This is a genomic window from Cohnella caldifontis (assembly GCF_029360585.1).
Classification (GTDB): domain Bacteria; phylum Bacillota; class Bacilli; order Paenibacillales; family Paenibacillaceae; genus Cohnella; species Cohnella caldifontis.
In genome coordinates, this window is record NZ_JAQZSJ010000014.1 from 1 (window position 1) to 19,959 (window position 19,959).

23 protein-coding genes and 2 pseudogenes are annotated in these 19,959 nt (G+C 51.3%); 7 read left to right on the plus strand and 18 right to left on the minus strand.

The window, feature by feature from the left end; translation table 11 throughout:
* The 9 genes and pseudogenes from PTZ19_RS17750 to PTZ19_RS17790 form a co-directional block, all read right to left on the minus strand.
* On the minus strand, positions 1-204 hold a 204-nt coding region (locus tag PTZ19_RS17750; RefSeq protein WP_276356427.1), incomplete at its 3' end, for an ATP-binding cassette domain-containing protein.
* A 13-nt stretch (positions 205-217) separates the two neighbouring features.
* On the minus strand, positions 218-895 hold the full coding sequence (locus PTZ19_RS17755) for a pentapeptide repeat-containing protein (protein ID WP_276356428.1): 678 nt from the start codon (positions 893-895) through the stop codon (positions 218-220).
* A gap of 112 nt (positions 896-1,007) precedes the next feature.
* Positions 1,008-1,673, minus strand: coding sequence for a TetR/AcrR family transcriptional regulator (locus PTZ19_RS17760; protein WP_276356429.1), 666 nt, complete (start codon positions 1,671-1,673; stop codon positions 1,008-1,010).
* Positions 1,674-1,782: 109 nt separating this feature from the next.
* Positions 1,783-2,127, minus strand: coding sequence for a TetR-like C-terminal domain-containing protein (locus tag PTZ19_RS17765; RefSeq protein ID WP_276356430.1), 345 nt, complete (start codon positions 2,125-2,127; stop codon positions 1,783-1,785).
* Between the two features lie 248 nt (positions 2,128-2,375).
* Positions 2,376-2,531: pseudogene (locus PTZ19_RS25455) on the minus strand (MerR family transcriptional regulator); the annotation flags it as partial.
* A 101-nt stretch (positions 2,532-2,632) separates the two neighbouring features.
* The gene (locus PTZ19_RS17775) at positions 2,633-3,364 is read right to left on the minus strand and encodes an SDR family oxidoreductase (RefSeq protein WP_276356431.1); all 732 of its coding nucleotides are present in this window, start codon (positions 3,362-3,364) and stop codon (positions 2,633-2,635) included.
* A gap of 77 nt (positions 3,365-3,441) precedes the next feature.
* Entirely contained in the window at positions 3,442-4,341 is a 900-nt protein-coding gene (locus PTZ19_RS17780) for an SDR family oxidoreductase (RefSeq protein ID WP_276356551.1), read from the minus strand.
* A gap of 225 nt (positions 4,342-4,566) precedes the next feature.
* Positions 4,567-5,505, minus strand: coding sequence for an AraC family transcriptional regulator (locus PTZ19_RS17785; protein WP_276356432.1), 939 nt, complete (start codon positions 5,503-5,505; stop codon positions 4,567-4,569).
* A gap of 89 nt (positions 5,506-5,594) precedes the next feature.
* Positions 5,595-6,563 (minus strand): helix-turn-helix transcriptional regulator, encoded by a 969-nt coding sequence (locus PTZ19_RS17790; protein ID WP_276356433.1) that lies wholly within the window; start codon positions 6,561-6,563, stop codon positions 5,595-5,597.
* Positions 6,564-6,698: 135 nt separating this feature from the next.
* On the opposite strand from PTZ19_RS17790, the gene PTZ19_RS17795 reads away from it, so the two are divergent.
* Positions 6,699-7,175 (plus strand): hypothetical protein, encoded by a 477-nt coding sequence (locus tag PTZ19_RS17795; RefSeq protein WP_276356434.1) that lies wholly within the window; start codon positions 6,699-6,701, stop codon positions 7,173-7,175.
* A gap of 23 nt (positions 7,176-7,198) precedes the next feature.
* The gene (locus PTZ19_RS17800) at positions 7,199-7,675 is read left to right on the plus strand and encodes a GyrI-like domain-containing protein (protein ID WP_276356435.1); all 477 of its coding nucleotides are present in this window, start codon (positions 7,199-7,201) and stop codon (positions 7,673-7,675) included.
* Positions 7,676-7,737: 62 nt separating this feature from the next.
* On the opposite strand, the gene PTZ19_RS17805 is transcribed toward PTZ19_RS17800, so the two are convergent.
* Positions 7,738-8,604, minus strand: coding sequence for an SDR family oxidoreductase (locus tag PTZ19_RS17805; protein ID WP_276356436.1), 867 nt, complete (start codon positions 8,602-8,604; stop codon positions 7,738-7,740).
* 183 nt (positions 8,605-8,787) lie between these two features.
* Here PTZ19_RS17805 and PTZ19_RS17810 point away from each other — a divergent pair, with 183 nt between their 5' ends.
* Entirely contained in the window at positions 8,788-9,384 is a 597-nt protein-coding gene (locus PTZ19_RS17810) for a TetR/AcrR family transcriptional regulator (RefSeq protein ID WP_276356437.1), read from the plus strand.
* A gap of 121 nt (positions 9,385-9,505) precedes the next feature.
* Here PTZ19_RS17810 and PTZ19_RS17815 read toward each other — a convergent pair whose 3' ends face one another.
* From PTZ19_RS17815 to PTZ19_RS17825, 3 genes are all read right to left on the minus strand, one after another.
* Positions 9,506-10,375: an SDR family oxidoreductase gene (locus PTZ19_RS17815; protein WP_276356438.1), complete on the minus strand. Its 870-nt coding sequence runs from the start codon at positions 10,373-10,375 to the stop codon at positions 9,506-9,508.
* A 31-nt stretch (positions 10,376-10,406) separates the two neighbouring features.
* On the minus strand, positions 10,407-11,387 hold the full coding sequence (locus PTZ19_RS17820) for an aldo/keto reductase (RefSeq protein ID WP_276356439.1): 981 nt from the start codon (positions 11,385-11,387) through the stop codon (positions 10,407-10,409).
* 77 nt (positions 11,388-11,464) lie between these two features.
* Positions 11,465-11,923 (minus strand): MarR family winged helix-turn-helix transcriptional regulator, encoded by a 459-nt coding sequence (locus PTZ19_RS17825; RefSeq protein WP_276356440.1) that lies wholly within the window; start codon positions 11,921-11,923, stop codon positions 11,465-11,467.
* A gap of 300 nt (positions 11,924-12,223) precedes the next feature.
* On the opposite strand from PTZ19_RS17825, the gene PTZ19_RS17830 reads away from it, so the two are divergent.
* On the plus strand, positions 12,224-13,447 hold the full coding sequence (locus tag PTZ19_RS17830) for a hypothetical protein (RefSeq protein WP_276356441.1): 1,224 nt from the start codon (positions 12,224-12,226) through the stop codon (positions 13,445-13,447).
* 135 nt (positions 13,448-13,582) lie between these two features.
* Positions 13,583-13,858: pseudogene (locus tag PTZ19_RS17835) on the plus strand (SDR family oxidoreductase); the annotation flags it as partial.
* Positions 13,859-13,893: 35 nt separating this feature from the next.
* Here PTZ19_RS17835 and PTZ19_RS17840 read toward each other — a convergent pair.
* The 4 genes from PTZ19_RS17840 to PTZ19_RS17855 form a co-directional block, all read right to left on the minus strand.
* The gene (locus PTZ19_RS17840; protein WP_276356442.1) at positions 13,894-14,298 is read right to left on the minus strand and encodes a VOC family protein; all 405 of its coding nucleotides are present in this window, start codon (positions 14,296-14,298) and stop codon (positions 13,894-13,896) included.
* 79 nt (positions 14,299-14,377) lie between these two features.
* Positions 14,378-15,325, minus strand: a complete 948-nt coding sequence (locus PTZ19_RS17845) for a helix-turn-helix transcriptional regulator (protein ID WP_276356443.1) — start codon at positions 15,323-15,325, stop codon at positions 14,378-14,380.
* A 150-nt stretch (positions 15,326-15,475) separates the two neighbouring features.
* On the minus strand, positions 15,476-16,375 hold the full coding sequence (locus tag PTZ19_RS17850; RefSeq protein WP_276356444.1) for a DMT family transporter: 900 nt from the start codon (positions 16,373-16,375) through the stop codon (positions 15,476-15,478).
* Between the two features lie 86 nt (positions 16,376-16,461).
* Positions 16,462-17,253, minus strand: a complete 792-nt coding sequence (locus tag PTZ19_RS17855; RefSeq protein WP_276356445.1) for an AraC family transcriptional regulator — start codon at positions 17,251-17,253, stop codon at positions 16,462-16,464.
* Positions 17,254-17,444: 191 nt separating this feature from the next.
* On the opposite strand from PTZ19_RS17855, the gene PTZ19_RS17860 reads away from it, so the two are divergent.
* Entirely contained in the window at positions 17,445-17,912 is a 468-nt protein-coding gene (locus tag PTZ19_RS17860) for a VOC family protein (protein ID WP_276356446.1), read from the plus strand.
* A gap of 246 nt (positions 17,913-18,158) precedes the next feature.
* On the opposite strand, the gene PTZ19_RS17865 is transcribed toward PTZ19_RS17860, so the two are convergent.
* Positions 18,159-18,800, minus strand: coding sequence for a TetR/AcrR family transcriptional regulator (locus PTZ19_RS17865; RefSeq protein WP_276356447.1), 642 nt, complete (start codon positions 18,798-18,800; stop codon positions 18,159-18,161).
* A gap of 180 nt (positions 18,801-18,980) precedes the next feature.
* On the opposite strand from PTZ19_RS17865, the gene PTZ19_RS17870 reads away from it, so the two are divergent.
* Positions 18,981-19,865, plus strand: a complete 885-nt coding sequence (locus PTZ19_RS17870; RefSeq protein ID WP_276356552.1) for an SDR family oxidoreductase — start codon at positions 18,981-18,983, stop codon at positions 19,863-19,865.
* Positions 19,866-19,959: the final 94 nt, after the last annotated feature.

A 19,959-nucleotide genomic window follows, 5' to 3' on the forward strand; every position in this document is an offset into this window, starting at 1 on the left:
GTTCACGGCGGCGACTCCGCCGTCATGCTTGAGCAGCGTGGAGAGAATTCGGACAGTCGTTGTCTTGCCCGCGCCGTTGGAGCCGAGGAGGGCGAAAATACTGCCCTTTTCCACCTCGAAATCTACGCCTTTTAGCACCTGAAGCTGCTTGTAGGTTTTTTGCAGTCCTTTTACTTGAATCATCTTGGTTTTCTCGCTCTGCATTTGATTCCCTCCCTTATATAACCGTAACTTTCGATAAATTGACTTCCATGCCTTTGAGTTGAGCGAATGTCAGTTTATCCATCGTTGCGCCGTCAAAACAGACCGTCTTGATCATGCGGTAGTACTTCTTGGTAAAGGTAAATCCCGGATGGAAAGAAACGTTTCTTAACGCAGCGCCCTTGAACGAAGCGTTGATTAATGCCGCTCTGTCAAACTTCACGCCGATAAACGTCTGTCCGTCGAAACGCTGCCCGCTCAGATCGGAGTACTTGAAGTCAACCCCGTCAAATAAACAGTCTTTAAATACCGTTGTTTTAAGATCGGTCGTCGTTAACGTGACGTCGGTCAGCCTTACGCCCGTGAATTGGGCTCCGTTAAGATTCGCGCTGCTGAAATCGGTACGTACAAGAATCGACTTATTGAAGCTTGCATTCGTCAGGTCAAGCGCGGACAGGTTGCAGTCCGTCAGATTCGCGCCGTCAAAATTGGCTTCGCGTACGTCGCTGTTCTTAAACGTACTGCCGGTCATATCCGCGCCCGAAAAGTCGGAACCGGAGAGCGCGCTGCCTTTAAACTGTCCTTTATGGGCCGTAACGCCTGCAAAGTCGCTTTTCACCAGGTTGCTTGCGCTAAAGTTTGTCACTACTTGCCGTTCCGACGAGCGGGTGGTCATGGTCAATTTCTGATTCATAACATTCACGTCTCCTTATCATCATGTTTCTATCACGCGTTCGAACCCTGATCACCTATTCATACCAACCGATGGTATGTATAGGCTTAAAAATAAGCTGCCTTTCGGCAGTTTAGTTTTCTTTGCTGACTTCTCTAGCTGACAATCGAAACAATTCCTCGAATCGTTGAAACATTTGTTCATCGAACAGGTCAAGCCCCAGGCCTTTCAATATTTCATCGAAAAACCTTAACTTGCGCAACATCATCTCGGGCGAAGCTTGGATGACCGCCGGGTTTAGCCATATGTTGGTGAGAATCATCAACACTTCGCTAAGCTCCCTTGGATAGTCGGTTCGGATCGATCCGTCTCGTATACCCTGTTCGACGATGGGCTGGATATAGACGGGCACGGCTTTATCGATGATGCTCTCGATCTGTGCCGCCAGCATCTTCGGATTGCGTAAGAGGTTCGGTGCCACCGATGCCAGTTCGTCTTGGGCAGGATTGTCGAGAGAGACGCGGGAAATCTTGCGAAGCTTTTCCAGTCCGTTCAGCTCATTGTCGTCCCGGACACCGGACAGCATTTCGTCAACGCCTTTGAACAAATGGTCGGTGACGGCCTGCAGGATTTCCTCCTTCGATTTGAAGTGATGGTAAATGGCCCCTTTTGTCAGCCCGCCCAGTTCGTTGATGATATCCTGAATGGAAGTCTGCTCGTATCCTTTTTGAATGAACAGGTTAATCGCCACGGTTAGGATTTGGTTGATCGTTTCTTCAGGATATTTATTCCTTGCCACTCGCCTCCTCCTTTCATACATTCGGTTGGTATGTAACCAATATATTCGATCATCCTTTTAATGTCAACACCCAAAAAACCAAAATCGTTTGGGGCGCCGGGCATATCCGTCAGTTGCGCAAAATACGAGCCGTAATGGCCTGTACGAACGGCTCGTCGAGCGGCGCGTGGCCGTTCAGCAGCCGGTACCAGATCGGCCCGTAGCAGAGGTCGGCGAGCAGTTCCAGGTCGGCGTCCTTCGGCAGCTCGCCTCTTGCGGCGCCGCGCTGCAGCAGAGCGATGAGCGTTTCCCTGCGGGAGGAGATGAACCTCTCGCGGAATATTCGCGCGAAGCCGTCGTCGAACTGGGCTTCCGCCATCAAGCTGCGCATGATCTTCCCGGCGCCCAGCGTCAAGATTGCGGCATCGCGAATACCGTCCGGGCTCTTTTCGCCTACGATGATTTGCGTCGGCACCAACGAATATGCCGGGCATGCCGATTCCCTTTAGAAAGGTCTTCATTGTTTCCGATCAACACGACCCGGCCCCACGTTGCATGATGAAATAACGGGCCACCCTTAGCGAGGTGGCCCATTCTTTGACATCCTTTCGCGCTTTTATGCAGCGATTCTATAGATGTCTTAATTTTTCCGGATTGGCGACATTATAGATCTTATCGATTTTATGATCTCGAAAAGCAAAAGAATAAACATATTGAATCCCTTCACCCAAATGAATGAGGATTCGTGTCTGGAGAGCGATGCTCAAGAATGGCCTGATACAGGGCCGTTTTTTCCTCCAAATGGGCAACGTGCCGTTTGGCTTCTTCCAGCTTAGCGAGCGCAGTTTCTTTATGCTCCATGATGAGTGCGCTGCGTTGCGTTGTTACTGCGGCTGTTAGAAAAACGTCCTGATTTCCGCAATGTACAGATCAGCCCATACAGCATCAGGATGGCTGCTTGTATTTTCGTTAATTAGAACCTACATGACCGGGCGGACGACCAATTCATTCACATCGACGTTGGCCGGCTGCTCAATGGCATAAGCGATTGCGCGGGCGATGGCCGAAGCGGGAAGCGCAATGCGCCGGAATTCTTTCATACGCTCTCTCGCTCCGTTGTCGGTTATGCTATCGGCCAGCTCGGACTCCGTGACGCCTGGCGAGACAAGGGTTACGCGGATGCCTTGTCCGGCAACCTCTTGCCGCAATCCGTCGGTAAGGGCCCGCACGGCGTACTTGGTCGCGCTATATACGGATGCCATCGGGGATACCGAGTAGGCTGCGATGGAGGCCACATTGACGAATTGCCCGAATCCCTGTTCTTTCATGACTGGAAGCCCGGCGGCAATGCCGTGAAGAACGCCGCGGATATTAACGTCGATCATCCGGTTCCATTCTTCGATCTTCAAAGCTGCCAATGGCGATAGCGGCATTACGCCGGCATTATTCACGATAGCGTCCAGACGCCCGAAACGGTTCATCGCCAATTCGACGATCGTCTGCATCTGAGGGAGTTCCGTCACGTCAAGTTGTTGAACGGCAACTGAACCGCCTTCCTTGCGGATGGCCGATGCCAGGGCATCAAGTTTCTCCACGCGCCTGGCCCCGATCACCACATTGGCCCCCCCGCGTGCAAGCTCACGGGCTGTTGCTTCGCCGATTCCGCTGCTTGCTCCTGTAATGATAACCGTTTTTCCATCTAGTGCAGTCATTAGACTTCGCTCCTCATCCCGTTAAAGTAACATTCAATAATGAGATTTACATGTTTCATAAAGCTGATCTGCCGAAATCATTTGGTTGCGAAATACTGTTCCCGGTCAAGGTCAGCAAGGAGAGATGGTTGCATAGGCCGCCATCCGAATCTTTCCCGTGTCAGAGCGCTTGATGCCGGAAGGTCCACCGAAACAAAGTGCTTCAACCAACCGAAGTGACCAGCTGCCTCCTCGGGCGCCATGCTCTTGGTCGGTACGCCCAGGCGGCGGCCGATAACGCCTGCGATATCGCGGAACGGCACGCCCTCGTCGCCGATCGCATGCAGCTTGGTACCCACTGGTGCCGCCTCAAGCGCCAGCCGGTAAAGACGCGCGGCATCAAGTCGGTGCACGGCAGGCCAGCGATTCGAGCCATCGCCCACATAGGCCGAGACACCCGTGCGGCGGGCGAGTTGGATCAAGGCCGGAACGAACCAGCGATCGCCATCACCATGCACCGAGTGCGGGAGCCGCACCACCGACACTCGCACACCATGCCGCGCCAACGAAAGCGCTGCCGCTTCCGAAGCGGCGCGGTGCGTCACTGCGGAGTTAGGATCGGGAGCATCTTCTTCGGTCCCAAGACGGCCTGGCGTGAGGTGTCCGATCACGGAGGTGACGACCAAGGGGCGGCCGGTTTCCGCAAGCTCGGTACCAAGCACCTCGACCGCGAGCTTGTCGGCCACGCCGGAGGGCGCAATGTTCGAGAAATCGTGAATAAAGGCGGTGTGAATGACGCCATCCGAGGCAGCGGCTCCGCGTCTAAGGCTGTCTAGATCATCTAGAGAGCCCCGGTGAACTGCGGCTCCCGCCGCGACTAGCATGGCTGCGGCCTCATCCGAACGTGCAAGGCCAAGTACTTCGTGCCCTGCTTCTTTCAGTTCTCGCACGATGGCGAAGCCGATGAAGCCGGACGCTCCTGTGACAAAAACGCGCAACATGAACTCCTCCTTAAGCCGTTAAATCGTACAACGATTGAACACCTGCGGTGCATGTCAATGATCATCACCACCGACCTCAAGGCTAGACTCATTGTATATTGCGCTCCATTCCAATGTTTGCCTGTTCCGATTCCCTTCTTGCCTGATTCACCGAAAGGTAAAAAAATATAACCCGCTAGCCTTATGGCAGCGGGTTGCAGTATGATCCAAACCTAAGTTTCTTCAACGTAATCTGGCGACGTCCCTCCTTGGCGGGCTTCCGAAAAAACGGCTGTAATCCCGGTTAAATTGAGAGGCGCTAACATACCCCACTAACCGGCATGCAGTAGTCGCATCCACTGAACCGGTGACCATCAGACGTCTCGCTTCATGAAGGCGCAGCGCTTTTTGGTATTGCAACGGGCTCATCGAAGTAACGGACTTGAAATGCTCGCGGAACGAAGACTCGCTCATGTGCACCAGCTCTGCCAATTCCGAGACCTTCATCTGATGGGAGTAGTTCTCGCGGAGCCAAGCAATCGCCTTCGCAACACGTTGCACGCCGGAATCCGTAATACCCATTTCAGCGACGTGAACGCCGATCGGGCTGCGCAGTACTCGTATTAAAATCTCATCCATCACGAGTGGGGCAAGCAATTCACCATCGCCGGGATTGGACAGACAATCCATCAGCCTCTTCGCCGCGTCAACGACGCCTAAGTCGGCGCAAGTAACGTAACCCGCACTCCGTTGGCGAACTGGAGGCAATCCTTTCGGAAACACTTTCAGGACCAACTCGGCAATCTTCTGTGGGCTCAGTTCCAGCCGAAAGCCGAGGAGGGGTTCGGAATCGCTCGCCTGCGTAGCCTTGATTGCGATAGGCAGGGCAACGGGAAACACGAACATTTGCGACCTGCCGAACGGAAAAACCTCCTGCCCCATCGAGATGCTCTTTGCCCCCTGTGCAACGATTGACAAAGAAGGCAAGTAGTAGGATTTCACGCTGTCCATGGTTATTTGCGAGAAGCGACTGAGATACAAACCGGAGATGCGCTGGCTAAAAACGCCGTCATGCGGTGTATGGGCATAGATCAAGCTTGCCAGCCGGGCTGTTGTTGCATCAAGCGATTCCTCAACGTTCTTGGTCGCCGATGAAACCGCATGTTCATTTAGCATTCTCATCGATTTTATGACAACTCCCGTGTATTCGGAATCTTGACAGTCTATTCCGTTCGAATATCGACCAACGGTTAGATACCTCGCTGATTTCGCTATAGCGTGAATTTTTTTAAAGCGTCGGCACTTCCCTTTAACCGCTCTTCCAAAATCAGGCGCAGCTCGTCGGGAATCCGTTCGAACTCGACCCCTTTGCCCAGAAACAAAAGCCAATCCGCATAATACTCCAGCGCCTCGACATCGGCCACGTCCAGTTGAACATTGAAAATCCCGCTCGACTGGAACATGCCTGTAAAGGACAAAACAATCCCTGGCGGGTGTAAGCGCTTAAAGCGCTGAATTCCAGTCGTATCGAGCTTTACGACCAGATTGGACTCACGTGCGACAAGCCGTTTTTTGCTTAAAATCTCTTGCTCGGTCCGCTTCAACTTCCGCTCGGAAATGGCCGAATCCCGCAGCATCTCAACGGGCAAATAACGAAACTGATCCATATCAAGATCATAAACCTCGACCAGCCAACGCGCGTTGGAGTTCAAAATATGAAGCAAATAAACGTCCATCAACTGCGGCCAGCCGGGACTCGGCTCATACGTCAAGCGCAAGTGCTTATCCCGCGCAGCAAGCGAAATCAACTGGTTCAACTCCGCGGGCGCCGCATCATCGAGTTCCAGAAGATTCGGATTCGCGGGATTCGTATTTTCAAAAAGCAAGAGATGATTCAGCTCGATCAGCTCGTCGTGCTGGGTTTGCGACGCGATGCCGATGAGTTTTTCCGTGATGGAGCGGCGATTTTGCAAATAAGGCAGCTGCGAATTTTTCGAGGCGATAAAGCTGATAAATATCGCCTTCAGCTCTTCCGGCGTGAAACGGACGGCGGACAAATACTGATTCTGCAGGACATTGTAGCCGCCCCCGCGCCCAAGCTCGGTCGTCAGCGGAAAACCCATCGCCTGAATCTCGTTAATGTCGCGGATCGCCGTCGCGCGGGAAATCTTGAACTCCCGCTGAATCTCCGCAATCGTAAAATGCGCGCGGTTATTGATGAAGCGCATGATCAGGTTCACTCGTTCCGTCTTCTTCATGATTTTATTGTATCAGAAATGTATCACCCGCACACGATAAAAGGTATCGCTTTTTGATACATTTAGCGAATAGGATCAATCTTGTAAAAACAAATCCTCTAAGGAGAGATGATCAAAATGTCTAACTACTCCATCCAAGCAATCCCGGAAAACTTCAAAATGACGGCTTTCGGTGTTACACTTGAAGACTACAACGACTGGGCAGGCAATGCAGCGAAAACCGCGGCGAAAAAAGCCGAAATCACCGAAAACGGCAAGCTTGCCGAACTTCTCGCGCTCGCAGACGGGCAAGAATATCAAATCAACTACGTGATCGACGGCAAGGCATGGCGCGGCTTCGGCGTAATGGGTGAGTTCGACGTGGAAGGCGCGGTCGTTCTCGACTTCCTCGCTGGGGACTACCTCGTGGTCCCTGGCACGGGCGCTGACAAAGACCGTCTTGCCGACGAAATCACGGGCAAAGTTTTCGGCGGCCTGCTGCAAGAAATCACGGACTACAAATACGTTGGGCCCGGTAACTCAACCTTCGTCAAAGCAACCGAAGACGGAAAATTCTACGGCGAAATGTGGCTTCGCGCAAAAAAAGTAGGCTAATCCCGGTCAAAGGAGCACTCCCCATGGCAAATTACACGGTTGAACATAAAAAATCATTTACATTGACCGCTTATGGTTTTTCGATTCAATCCAATTTCCAAGACGTGCCGGCTTTGCAAAAGGAGAAAGCGGCGTTTTGGGGAGGACTCAAGGCTGACGGGCGTTTCGATAAACTCAAAGCGGCGGCGAAAGACGATCGCGAGTGGTCCGTCAACGAGGTTTATCAAGGCAGACCGTGGAATTATTTCGCGGTAGAAGCCAGCAAATCGGTGGCCGACGCAACGCGCATCATCGAGTTTCCGGAGAGCGAGTACATTGTGGTCGCGGGAACCGGCGACAAGGAAGCATTGTTTGATCTGTTGACTTACCGCGCTTTCGGCGAAGTTTTGTCGCAAGTCACCGACTATGCTTACATCGGCGGTCCCAATGCGACTTATCGCAAAGACAGCGGTGACGGCACTTTCTACGGCGAATTTTGGGTTCCCGTGGTCAAAAAATAAATGGATCCGGAAACCGGCCAGCCGCCTGAACGGCTGGCCTCTTTGGTTGTAAGCCTCATATTTTATTTTGCCCTTAGAATCGAGTCTTTTAAAAAATCTTGGAAGCTGATCGGAGGGCGTCCGATTAGGTTTTGCAAAGCGGGATCGATTTGCGAGAAATCTCCCTGCCGGCTTGCTTGAAAGATACCCGTGAGCAAGTTGATGATCGCTTCCGGCATTCCATGAGCCGCCAAGCGTTTCCGATATTCTTCATCGGACACAACAATATGCCGAATCGGCTGGCCTAAGATTTCGGAAGCAATCGATGCGATCCCTTCCATGTCAATTGCTTCAGAGGCCGTAAGAGGAGGGGTAATCCCGTCGAGTTTCCCTTCAGTTAAGATAACCGCTGTAACTGCAGCCAGGTCCGAGTGAGTCGTCCAGGCAATCGGACCGCTTTCCGGGACGATGAATTTCCCTGTTTTCAAGGCATCGCCGATCATCAATAACGCCGAAGTGGCAAAAAAACCGCATCGCAGCGACGTGAAGGCCATCCCTGAAGATTTCAGAAGCTCTTCCGTAGCTGCATTGGTGAGCATGGGGGGAAAATAAGAGGTCGCAGATGAACCCATATGGCTCGTGTACAGCACTCGGCCCACCCCGGCTTTCTTTGCCATTTGAATGGCGGTTTGATGCTGGCGAACCGCCTCTTCTCCCTCCAAAGCGTTGGAAGAGACCATAAGCACTTGCGACGCTTGTTCAAAGGCGTGAAGGAGACTTTCGGAATCGTCGAAATTTCCTTGCCGAACGCGAACTCCGCGCTCTTGTAGATCCTGTGCCTTGCTCACGTCCCGGACACTCACGCCAATTTCCTCCGCGGGAATACGCCCGAGAAGTTCCTCAACGATCTTCCTTCCTAAATTTCCGTTGGCTCCGGTAACCACTATCATGACTGCATGCATCCTTTCGTTTGGTTTCTTGCCATACGATTGGGTTTGTGAAATCATAATCGTATAGGTAGAAGATAAAAGGATCGCGTTGTGCAAACAACCTGCAAAAAGCTCTTTTTGTTGTGTTACCTACATATAAGTTCTTTTGTCCGTTATTTGATTTCAAGGGAAAGAGGGGGCTCCATGCCAGTCAATCTTGATGACCCGCGGGTAATAAGAACACGTCAACAGCTCGTGCAGGCGTTCAACGAGTTGGTTGGGGAAAAGAGAAACTTTTATTCCATTTCCGTACATGATATCGCAACCCAGGCGGGCGTAAATCGAACAACGTTCTATGCGCATTTCCAGGATAAATATGATTTTCTTGAATATTGGAAGACAGAGAAGTTTAAAATTTTCGTAAATGGCAGACTACCGGAAGATGCAAGCTTCCATGCGGACAATTTGCGAATCCTTATTCATACGGTCTTCGATTTTCTGTTGCAGGCCCGACAGTACAGTACGCCAGGAGACAAGCAGTTCGAAGCCATATTCGAAAACGCCATTCATAAGGAGCTTCATCGCCTCCTGCTTAAATGGTTACAGGAAGCGAATACGCAGGGCTTTTCTCGCGATAAAGTGGAAACTAAGGCACTCGTCGTAAGTTGGGGGGTATTCGGGTCGGCTTTGCAGTGGAGCCGGAACCCTCAAAACCGCTCGGTGGAATGGATGGTGGAAGAAATCATCGAGGTTATTGGGACGGATCTAGACTGGTCAAACTTGCGATACGGTTCAGCTTAACGATCATTACGGCGAAAAATGCGAAAGGAGCTTGCCGCGGCAGCTCCTTTTTTGGTTGCTAATCCTCGCCATTTCCTTTCATTTGCCCGGGGGGAGGAAAAAATCGAAAATTGAAAATACATTAATGAGAAATCGACTCTCTCAGGACCTCCCTAAAACTTTTCGGAGGCCGGCCGATCAAATGAGCAAGGGCAGGATCGACTTGCGCGAAGTCTCCCTGACGGCTCGCCAGAAACATCCCCATCCGCATATTGATGCTCGCTTCCGGCACGCCCCGAGACATCATGCGGTCCCGAAACTCTTCATCCGACACAACGATCCGGCGGATGGTCCGCCCCAAAACCTCGGAAGCGATTGCCGCTATCCCTTCCATGTCAATGGCCTCGGATCCCGTAAGATTGGGGGTCGTGCCATGCAGTTGCCGCTCGCTTATGATCGCCGCCGCAGCCTCGGCCAAATCGATGTGGGCTGTCCAGGCAACCGGACCGTCCTCAGGCGCGATCAATTCCCCTGTTTTTAATGCTTCGCCGATCATCATGAGTGCCGATGCCGTGTAGTAACCATTACGGAGCGACGTGAAGGCCATACCCGAGGCTTCCAGCAGTTTTTCGGTAGCCGCATGGTGAATCATGGGGGCGAAGCGAGAGGTCGGGGAAGCGCCCATATGGCTGGTGTATAACACCTGGCTGACCCCTGCTTTCTTTGCCGTGTCAATCGCGGTTCGATGCCGCTGAATACCATGCGGAATATCAGCCTCGCCCATGATGCCGGACGAAACGATGAGAACCTGCGATGCCCCCTCAAAGGCATGGCGCAAACTCTCGGCATCGTCGAAGTCGCCCCGACGGACACGAACTCCGCGTTCCCGAAGCTCTCGTGCTGGATTCGGATCGCGGACGCTGACGCCGATCTGCTCGGCAGGTACGCGCTTCAGCAGCTGTTCTACCACGGCCCGCCCTAATTTCCCGTTGGCTCCGGTCACGATAATCATGGCAAACAACATCCTTTCATTTGTATCGTGTTTATACGCGAACAACCTTCCCGTTTCTAAATTGCATGTTGGGGAAAGAAGCGCCGGCGATCTCCCGTTCCGGTATCGCGTCTTCGATTTCTCTGACGTCATCTTCAGTCAGTTGAATATCAAGCGACTGTAAAGCTTCTTGAAGATGAGCCGGCGAGATGGTACCGATAAGCGGTATGATGTCTTCGCCTTTGGATAACATCCATGCAAACGCCAATTGGGATAACGTCATTTGTTTATTTGCGGCGATCTCGCCCAGCTTTTGAGACAAGGCAACGTTTTTTTCGATATTTTCTTCAAAAAACAACGGAACGTAGCCGCCTTTGCTCTTTTGGATTCGCTCGTCTGTCCACTGGCCTGCTAGAAGACCATGAGCCAGCGCCCCAAAAGCGACAACGCCGATACCCAATTCCCTCGCAGTCGGCACAATATTTTTCTCGATGCTTCGGTTAAAAAGCGAGTATTCGACTTCCACCCAGCTGATCGGATGCGTGGCATGCGCTCTTCTCAGCGTCTCCGCGTCGACCTGGCTGACTCCGATCTGCCTGACATAGCCGGCCTTAACCAGATCGGCAATGGCGCCGACCGTTTCTTCGACGGGGATACCCAGATCGATTCTTGCGGGCTGATAAAGATCGATGTAGTCAAGATTGAGGCGTTTGAGCGAATAGGCAAGATAGTTCTTAACATGATGGGGAGAGACATCCAGTCCGTATAAGGAGCCGTCCAGCGCATTCAATGCCCCGAACTTCAGCGATATAAAATAGTCATCCCTTTTGCGCCCCTTGAGAGCTTCGGCGATGACCATCTCGCTTCGGCCTGCACCGTAAAAGTCCCCCGTGTTGAGATGATGGATTCCACTCTCCAAAGCGGCATGAATGGTGGCAATGCCAGCACTTTTGACGGCTTCATCGACATTTGACATATGGCCGCAGCCGAGTCCGATTCTGGATAGCTCCAGTCCGTTTTGTTGATCGATCATCATGAAAACCTCCTGATTTTAGAATAAAAATTGTGTAGCCATCTACATATTTGTTTAAAAAAATATGCATGGCAAATTCATGACTTCGGCAGCTGTTTTTCGACGTTTTCGAAAGCACGGGTCAGCAAAGAAGCAAACATGGCTTTTTCGGCATCAGACATCCCTTGCGTGATCAATTCTTCGGATTTCGAGAAGGCATCACTCCTCTCGCTAAGGAATTGTTTGGCTTTGGGCGTTATATCGATACGGAGGTTGCGTCCGTCGTCAGGGTTGCTGCTGCGCGTGATAAATCCGGATTTCTCCAAACCGTTCAATAAGTTCGTCACAGACGGACCGCTTAGAGCCATCGTTTTTTCAAGAAACTTTCGGTTGATTTCTATATGCTCCTCTATGGATTGATGAATATGCGACAGGAGAATCGCTTGCGAGCTGTTCAAGCCATGATCCTTCAGAAGCTGGTCGATGATTTCCCGGACCCGCTGCGCGATAAGCTTAATGTATAGGCTATAGGGGTACTTGTCGAAAACGCTTGGCATAAATTTCTCCTTCTATTCGTGTAGATGTCTACACTATATAGGGGGTTTTTGGTTTTGTCAACATACGCCGTCGGCCGATTCGGCCAGCAGGAGGTCCGTAGAAGACAACAGCCACTTCATTGATGTAACATAACAAAAGAATAATTTAGGAGGGCTTACATGATAAGCAGATTCCATTGGGTTAGATGCATCGTCATTCTTATTGTCCTTACCGTTATCCCGTTTGGTTCTTTCGCAAGCGCTGCCGGTGGCGGAGCTCCGGAAAAAAGCAACTATTACTTCATATACAATAGCGGAAGGGTGGACAGCAAAGACCTCGCCGCGATCAAGCAGTACATCTACAAGTTCAAGAACACCCAGAACGTCATATTCGACTCCATCGCGTATAAGGACGCGACCAAGCTCTACGACGCCCTGAAAGCCGACCAGAAGAAACGCGGCGGAAGGGTCGCCGGGATCCAGATTTTCGGCTTGGCCAGCGATGTGCCTTCCTTCACCTACACCCACAAGATGAAGTTCTTCCCCGGCAAATCCGGCTGGGACGGAGTCGAGGAGAACAAGGAAGAGAAGTTCCTATCCGACTATCCCTATTCCAATTTCAATAACGACAGCAAGTACCTGAAGGACATCTCCGTCTACGGCATCGTTCAACGGAATCTTCCGATCAGCGTCATCCCGGAATGGCCCGTCTCCCGCCTGCCGCTAACGAAGGGCGAGATCGCCAAGTACATCGGCAATTACGACGCCTACCGCAAACAGATCGAGGGAAAATCCGTTCCGACCGTTGCCCTTTCGGCCCCTGTCGAGTTTCAAAAAGGACTGAACACAGCCCAGGACGACATCGCATTCTTCATGAAACGTCTGAAGGAGGATAAAGAATTCGATCTGTTCAAGAACACCGACCAGCGCATCTACTATAAGGATTTCGCCGCGAACTTGGCTAAGGAGAATAAGACCGGAATCGTGGACCTTGTGGTGGGCAGCCGGGGCGACAAGAACGGGGCTTCCCTGAAAAAAGACGATATGAAATATTTCTTCGACCGCAAGAGCGTCGTCGGCCTGAACGCGAACTACTATACGGCCTTCCTCTGGAACTTCGACGCCGCTGCGGGCCTGGCCGTGGATAACATCGTCCATGACGGCTTAGCGAAAGGAAAAATGATCAACCCCATTGCCCATACGATCCCGCAGTTCGGCAGGGGCGACATCAATTACCTGTGGCTTCCTGTCCCCGCGCCGGAAGGAGAGACGGGCGACGACTGGAATGACTTCGTTGCGGTGGACAAGGAGCATTTGAAGTGGGACAATCCGTACTTCTTCGTCTACAAGTACTACGAGGCGATCGGCAGCGGCAAGACCCGCCTGCAGAGCTTCTTCGAGGCGGACGCCGCCTACGCGGCCCTGACCGTGGCCAACAAGAATACTCCTCGGACTTTGTTCGGATTTGAAGGTATGTATTCCGCGAACGGCTTCGAAATCCTGTTTTCGCTGCATTACCTCGGGCTAGCCGACTACGAAAGCTGAGTCATTCCGGGGGCATGGTCGAAGGTCTCTTCCGGGAGTTTTTCCTTTGTTGGATCACTCCTATGAAAATCTTTTGCCGCTGCATCTTCTTCATCGTGCCGTCTTGACCCATTGGTCTCCTTTGACATAGCGGAAACGTACGCTGGCTCGAAGGGAGCCGTCGAACAATTCACGCGTCAATTGGCTAAGGAGCTTGGAAAGAGGAACATCACGATTAACGCCGTAGCGCTAGGCCCTAAGAATACCGAACTTTTCACGGTTGGCAAAACACCCGAACAAATCCAAGGGCTTGCCAACATGAACGCATTCGGACGACTCGGGGAAACCGAAGACATTGCAGGCGTGATCCTCTTTCTTGCGAGCGAAGAATCGCAGTGGGTTACGGGGCAAACCATCCGTGTTAATGGAGGTTTATTTAACCTTTTCTTTCTGCATCAAACAAACCGTCAAGGCCTATCTCTAAACCGTTTAATCGCATCTTCGGTCACCGGCTGGAAGAGGTTCAGAAGGTTGCCGTCGGGATCGCGGAACAGCATAGAACGGTTCCCCCACGGCATCATGGTCGGTTCCATTACCCAATGATCCACAAATGGCTTCAAGCGCACGTATTCGGCTTCGACATCGTCGACCCGGAACTCCATAATGACAGTGCGATTATTGGCGCCCACAACGGAACCGGCGCCGAATAGCTGCGCCGTCTGGGAGTGGCCGATTGCAAGGGTGCATGATGGCATGACGAGTTCGGCAAATACGGGCGCGGGTCGCTCCGCCGAAACCCCCATGACTTTCTCATAGAACTCGACGAGACGATCCACGTCATCCGTAATGATGCGTACGGAAGCGAAATTCACAAGAGATCATCCTTCCTAATAGCTATCTCTTTTTCGTTTACATGTCCGATTATAAAAAAACGCTGCTGACAACGTTATGTCAGTAGCGTTCTAGAATTTTGCGGGCTTCCTCACGAATCCGATTCCGGAACGATTCGGGTTCCAGCACGATCACATCCGCGCCCCAGCCAAGCACCCATTGCAGCAATTCATCCATCTGACGAACGCGCAAGACCGCATCCAATCCATCTTGATGCTCTTTCATATCCTCTACGTAATGATAGTTCGATTCCTTCACCCTATCCGCGATGTCACGGTTAAATCGAAGGCATACTCGCAAGCGGCGATCATCTAAAGGCGTATACTCCCTTAAGTCAAAATGCTCCGGAAGTTCGAATCGTTCGTCCAGTTCGATCAGTTCAGCCATTCGGGACAACCGGAAATGGCGGATTTCCTGACGCAGATCGCACCGGGCTACAAGCATCCAAGACGCTTCAACGAGTACGAGGCCATAGGGAGCGGCGGTGCGTTCGCTATGGCGGCTCCCCGTGGAATCCGTCAATTTTTTCGAATAATGAAAGCTGATCTTTCGCCCATCTGATATCGCTCGGCGGATCTTATCGAAATTTTCCCTTTCGTTTGACAGAGCTGCCGGCTTGCGAGGAGCGAGCAATCGCAGCGACTTGCGTATACGGGAGGTCTCGCTGCGGACGCTGTCTGATAGAGTGACCTCGATTTTCCTCCTGGCAACAATAGCTCTATCACGATAATCATCATCGAATCGTTGCTCGATAAATTCTGTTCCGATAAGCAAGGTCACGGCTTCCTCTATCGTAAAACGGATCGGCGGTAGAAAATATCCCTCCATTAAGGAATACCCTGTGCCTGCAATGCCTGTAATCGGAACGCCCGCTTCGCTGAGCGCCTGAATGTCTCGATAGATGGTCCTCACGCTGGTTTCGAATCGTGCCGCCAAATCTTCGGCACGTACCACTTGCCTGCCTTGCAGCTCCAGCACGATGGCCAACAAACGATCTGTTTTGTTCATGGACTGCCCCCTTGAAGCGTAATGCTGTACATGAGTGTTGCCTGTCTTGCTTTGACCAACTATCCTGCCAGCCTCTCGTCCAGACTAGCCTTTTGACGCAACAGATGTCTAGTATGCATGCCAGCTACCTTAAACCATTCACGCAGCTTATCAAGAAGTCGGCTTGCTCTTGCTTGCGTTAGGATTTACCGAATGCATCCATTCCCCCAAATAGGTAGATCCCAGGATCATCAAACCACCAATCAGCTGCGTCATAGCTAAGGTCTCTCCCAGCAAGAGGACACTGAACGCGATGCCAAACACCGGCTCCAAATAGCCGTAAGAGGCAATCTCGATGGATGACGCACGGTGAAAGGTTGAGAAATACAGGTTATAGGCCAGGCCAGTATGGACCACCCCAAGGATGCATGTCAACAGGATCCCCGTTCCATCCGCGGCCAGAACCTGCCTCCATTCCCCTTCAGCCAGCACGATCGGCAATAGCACCATGCTAGCCGCGCCCATTTGGAGGAATGTAGCGAGAGCATGATCCACTTGATTGGCCGCTCTGCGATTGATGATCACGATGGACGCGTACAACATGCCGGACACGCCGCTGAGAATCATGCCCCACATCCCCTGAGACGAAAATCCGGCAGGGCCGAACCCCCCCGTACCTACAACCAGGCATAATCCGATTAACGAGATTCCAACGATGCCCACCCGCAGTCGGGTCAGTCGTTCTTTAAGGACGAAGGGGGCCGCCAGCATGACATACACCGGGCACATGTTATAGATGATGACCGCTGTAGGGATATTCGTATTTTGAAACCCGTAGAAGAGGGCGGCCCAAGCTAATCCGAGCAGTGCGCCGGAAATCAGATAGGGCTTTGATTGGCGGAACGAGATCCGTTGGCCTGCCGGCCTCATTCTTATAAATATCAACAATACCGGCAGGGCGATCACCGCCCTTAAGAAAGCCAGCACAAAAGGGGACAGCTCAATATGCCGCGTAAAAACCCCAATGCTTCCCCATACGACCATGACAAGCGTCAGTCTCAACCGATCCATTCAAAAACCCCTTACTTCCAGAATACTCCCATCGTATCCGATCCATAAGAGGCCGTATTGTATGAAATTGACGAAACATGCCCTTTCTATAGGCTTTGCAGATAACCCATGGGCGTGACGCCGTTCATCTTCTTGAATTCCCTTATAAAATGGGCCTGGTCATAAAATCCGACCTGCTCCAGGATCTCGAATGGTTCAACTCCTTCAGCAAGCAGCTTTTTGGAGGTTGCGACTTTTAACTGCAGTTGGAACGCCCTTGGCGTGGTATGGAATCTCCGTTTAAACTGGCGGATGATGGTAAACCGGCTGAGACCGAAGGTATCCTCCAGCGTCTCCAGCGTCCAATTCTCTTGAAACCGATTAACCAGCCAATTCCGTATTTCCATGATCCGTTCCGCTTGATGGCCTTCATCGTTTGGATGGGTGTCCCCCGTTATGGGCTCCCCAAGCTCCAACAACAGTTCAATCAATCGACTTTCCAGAATATCTTTATCCTCTTCCGTTTCCAGCAGCCGAATGAAGTCCGTTACTTGCCGAAGGGGATCGCCGTATAGCTTCATGACTTGATCGAATCTCACGCTGCCCTCGTAATATCGGGGTTCAATATAGAGCATCACAAACTGCCACTGCCGAATGTCTGTCGGGGAGCAGCAATGACTCGTAAGCGGCGGGATGACAATCCCGTCGCCTTTCCTAAAAGGAATGGTTTCTCTCTCGAAATCCACATGCGTGGAGCCTTCCTCAATATAGCCGATGGACAATTCGTTGTGCACGTGCGGCTTGTAGCTTTGATAGGTTTGCCGGCACCGTTTGATTTCCACACCATCCAAGATACTTTTATGGTAAGTCAGCATGGAAGAGCTGACGTTCGGATTCATGAACGCATCCCCCTTCAAGGGACATTGTGTTTCGTTATCTGCTCGCTTCATGATAAATAGCATAGCAAAAATTAGCATATATGACTTCGATTATCAAATTCACTATGATAAACTGAATCTATTACTATCATTATTGTAGTAATTACCAATCTAACTAAGGAGGTTCGTATGAGAAAAATAGTCACTTTTCTTTGGTTAACGACCAGGCAAAGGAAGCGGTAGATCTTTATGTTTCGCTGTTTGAAAATGCAAAAATAATAAACACATCGTATCTCACAGAGTCAGTGGCCAAAGCAGCCGGAAAGAAACCCGGAGATGTATCAACAATAGACTTTGAACTGAATGGCCAAAACTTTACCGCGCTAAATGGCGGCCCGATGTATACTTTTAGTGAGGCTATCTCAATAGCGGTAAACTGCAAAACTCAGGAAGAAATTGATCTTCTTTGGGAAGCGCTATCCGAAGGCGGCGAAGTCTTGTCATGCGGCTGGCTCAAGGACAAATATGGATTGACATGGCAGATTATGCCGGAAAGCCTAGACATTATGATGCGGGATCCAGACCCTGTTAAAGCCGATCGGGTTAGCGCTGCTATGCTTAGTATGGAGGGTAAACTGAATATAAGCGAACTCGAAAAAGCTTACAAAGGCGAATCATAATTTAACTAGATCATAAATACGGGTGAAAATGAATTGGAGAAAGAGGGCGGCGGGAACACGACCGACAATGACGAACCATAGTGCCATCGTAAGCCGCCATAGGATGTGGGCGGCTTTTATATGTTCTCACCGGCTTTTAGCCTAGGGGGAGCATCTCACACACGGATGGCCTTTCGGATTATTTTTCTATGCTGGCAAGGTAGTGCAAAATCCAATTGAGGTTTCCCCGATTTTCTCCGCTTGCGGCTACGAAATTGTTAGTAAAATTTCCGCTACCTGACTCTCAAAATTGGAGTCGTCAATCGTATCCAGATGTTCCGGCCTAATCATTTGATATTGTTTCATCCTATAATATTCGATTATTGCTTGTTTCAACGTGAGATCATACCATTGAATACTGAAAGTCGGTTCCATGAAGCGCCGCAGTGTGGCGTCGTCTTGAATCAAGGGCAGCACAGGATTCATTCTGTTGAAAACCTTCCGGTCCATCCCGGTTTCAAAAAAAGCCTGTAAATTCTTATTTCGATTTTGTTGGGCCATGACGAGCTTATCATAAAGCGTCGGATAGAATTCCTTGAGATCTTGCAGGAACAGGTCGGATAAATAAACAACGCACAGCAGCGACTGCAGAAATGTTTTTTGGAAGCGATCTACATAAGAGAGGGAATCGTCATTTACAACGAGATCAGCCTGCTGCAAGTACTGAATTTCATATTCGACAACCTGTTCGATGATATCATCTTTGGATGAAAAATGTTTATATAGCGTCACTTTACTAATATCCATATATTTTGCGATATCGTCTATTCTCAATTGGCTGAACTTCGTTTTTCGAACGATCGGCTTAATTTTGTTCAAGTAGTGATTGGCGCTCATCGGTTTCCTCACGACTTAAGCCTCCTTTGCTGCTTACTCCACAATAGTATAGCAAGACCGATGTTTTCACAATTTTCATTAACGAATTTTATTAACTTTACTATTTCAGTTAAATTAGTTTACTTTGTTGATTGCCTGCTGTATAATCTCTCCTGTACCTAATCATGCCACTGAGGTGAAAGGATGGATACGATGCGTGTATTTGTAACTGGTGCAACGGGTTTCATCGGTTCTGCCGTCGTACGCGAACTTCTCGATGCTGGGCATCGGGTAGTTGGACTCGCACGCTCTGATAAGTCCGCCGCTGCGTTAGCGGAAGCCGGCGCCGACGTACACCACGGCGACCTCGATGACCTTGACAGCCTGCGAGAAGGCGCGGGGTTGGCGGACGGCGTCATTCACTTGGCCTTCAAACATGACTTCTCCAATTTTGAGGCAGCCGCAGCCGCCGACAGCCTGGCAATCGAGGCAATGGGAGCGGCGCTCAAGGGCACCGGGAAACCGTTCGTGGCCACCTCGGGCACGTTAATGCTCATGCCGGGAATCCTCGGGACGGAAGAGCAGGCGTCGACGCAGTCTACGCCTCGACGCTCCGAGGAGGCGGCGCTTGTACTGGCTGGCCACGGTGTGCGGTCATCGATCGTCCGTCTCGCACCGTCCGTCCATGGTGAGGGCGAGCAGGGCTTCGTACCGACCCTCATCGGGATCGCGCGCCAAAAAGGGTTTTCGGCATATGTGGGGGATGGACGCAACCGGTGGCCGGCAGTACATCGGTTGGATGCGGCACGTCTCTTCAGACTGGTGCTCGAGAAGGGCGACACGGGAGCCATCTATCACGGGGTCGCCGACGAAGGAGTGCCCTTCCGGGATATTGCCGGCGTCATCGGCCGTCAACTAAACCTGCCGGTGCGCAGCATAACCCGTGAAGAGGCAGACGCTCACTTCGGGTGGCTCTCCTTCGCCGCTTCCACCGATAATCCTACCTCGAGCGCACTGACTAAGGAACGTTTAGGATGGCAGCCGGTGTACCCTTCTCTGATCGCGGACCTTGAACAGGGCCACTACTTCAACAACTGAAATACCTTGTTATCTCTAGTGGCAATTTTGGGCCGTCCTATGTGGGACGGCCCTTCGCATTCGAACGAATTAATTCCTAATCCGGCCTTCTGTC

What these genes read in the sequence shown, in the direction of transcription:
- PTZ19_RS17805 (WP_276356436.1), bottom strand. Translation starts at nt 8,604, where the DNA reads ATGATAGTGGTTACCGGAGCCAACGGAAATTTAGGAAGGAAGATCGTT.
- PTZ19_RS17755 (WP_276356428.1), bottom strand. Translation starts at nt 895, where the DNA reads ATGAATCAGAAATTGACCATGACCACCCGCTCGTCGGAACGGCAAGTA.
- PTZ19_RS17845 (WP_276356443.1), bottom strand. Translation starts at nt 15,325, where the DNA reads ATGAACAAAACAGATCGTTTGTTGGCCATCGTGCTGGAGCTGCAAGGC.
- PTZ19_RS17870 (WP_276356552.1), top strand. Translation starts at nt 18,981, where the DNA reads ATGCGTGTATTTGTAACTGGTGCAACGGGTTTCATCGGTTCTGCCGTC.
- PTZ19_RS17795 (WP_276356434.1), top strand. Translation starts at nt 6,699, where the DNA reads ATGTCTAACTACTCCATCCAAGCAATCCCGGAAAACTTCAAAATGACG.
- PTZ19_RS17775 (WP_276356431.1), bottom strand. Translation starts at nt 3,364, where the DNA reads ATGACTGCACTAGATGGAAAAACGGTTATCATTACAGGAGCAAGCAGC.
- PTZ19_RS17820 (WP_276356439.1), bottom strand. Translation starts at nt 11,387, where the DNA reads ATGATCGATCAACAAAACGGACTGGAGCTATCCAGAATCGGACTCGGC.
- PTZ19_RS17850 (WP_276356444.1), bottom strand. Translation starts at nt 16,375, where the DNA reads ATGGATCGGTTGAGACTGACGCTTGTCATGGTCGTATGGGGAAGCATT.
- PTZ19_RS17825 (WP_276356440.1), bottom strand. Translation starts at nt 11,923, where the DNA reads ATGCCAAGCGTTTTCGACAAGTACCCCTATAGCCTATACATTAAGCTT.
- PTZ19_RS17815 (WP_276356438.1), bottom strand. Translation starts at nt 10,375, where the DNA reads ATGATTATCGTGACCGGAGCCAACGGGAAATTAGGGCGGGCCGTGGTA.
- PTZ19_RS17855 (WP_276356445.1), bottom strand. Translation starts at nt 17,253, where the DNA reads ATGAATCCGAACGTCAGCTCTTCCATGCTGACTTACCATAAAAGTATC.
- PTZ19_RS17810 (WP_276356437.1), top strand. Translation starts at nt 8,788, where the DNA reads ATGCCAGTCAATCTTGATGACCCGCGGGTAATAAGAACACGTCAACAG.
- PTZ19_RS17785 (WP_276356432.1), bottom strand. Translation starts at nt 5,505, where the DNA reads ATGAGAATGCTAAATGAACATGCGGTTTCATCGGCGACCAAGAACGTT.
- PTZ19_RS17800 (WP_276356435.1), top strand. Translation starts at nt 7,199, where the DNA reads ATGGCAAATTACACGGTTGAACATAAAAAATCATTTACATTGACCGCT.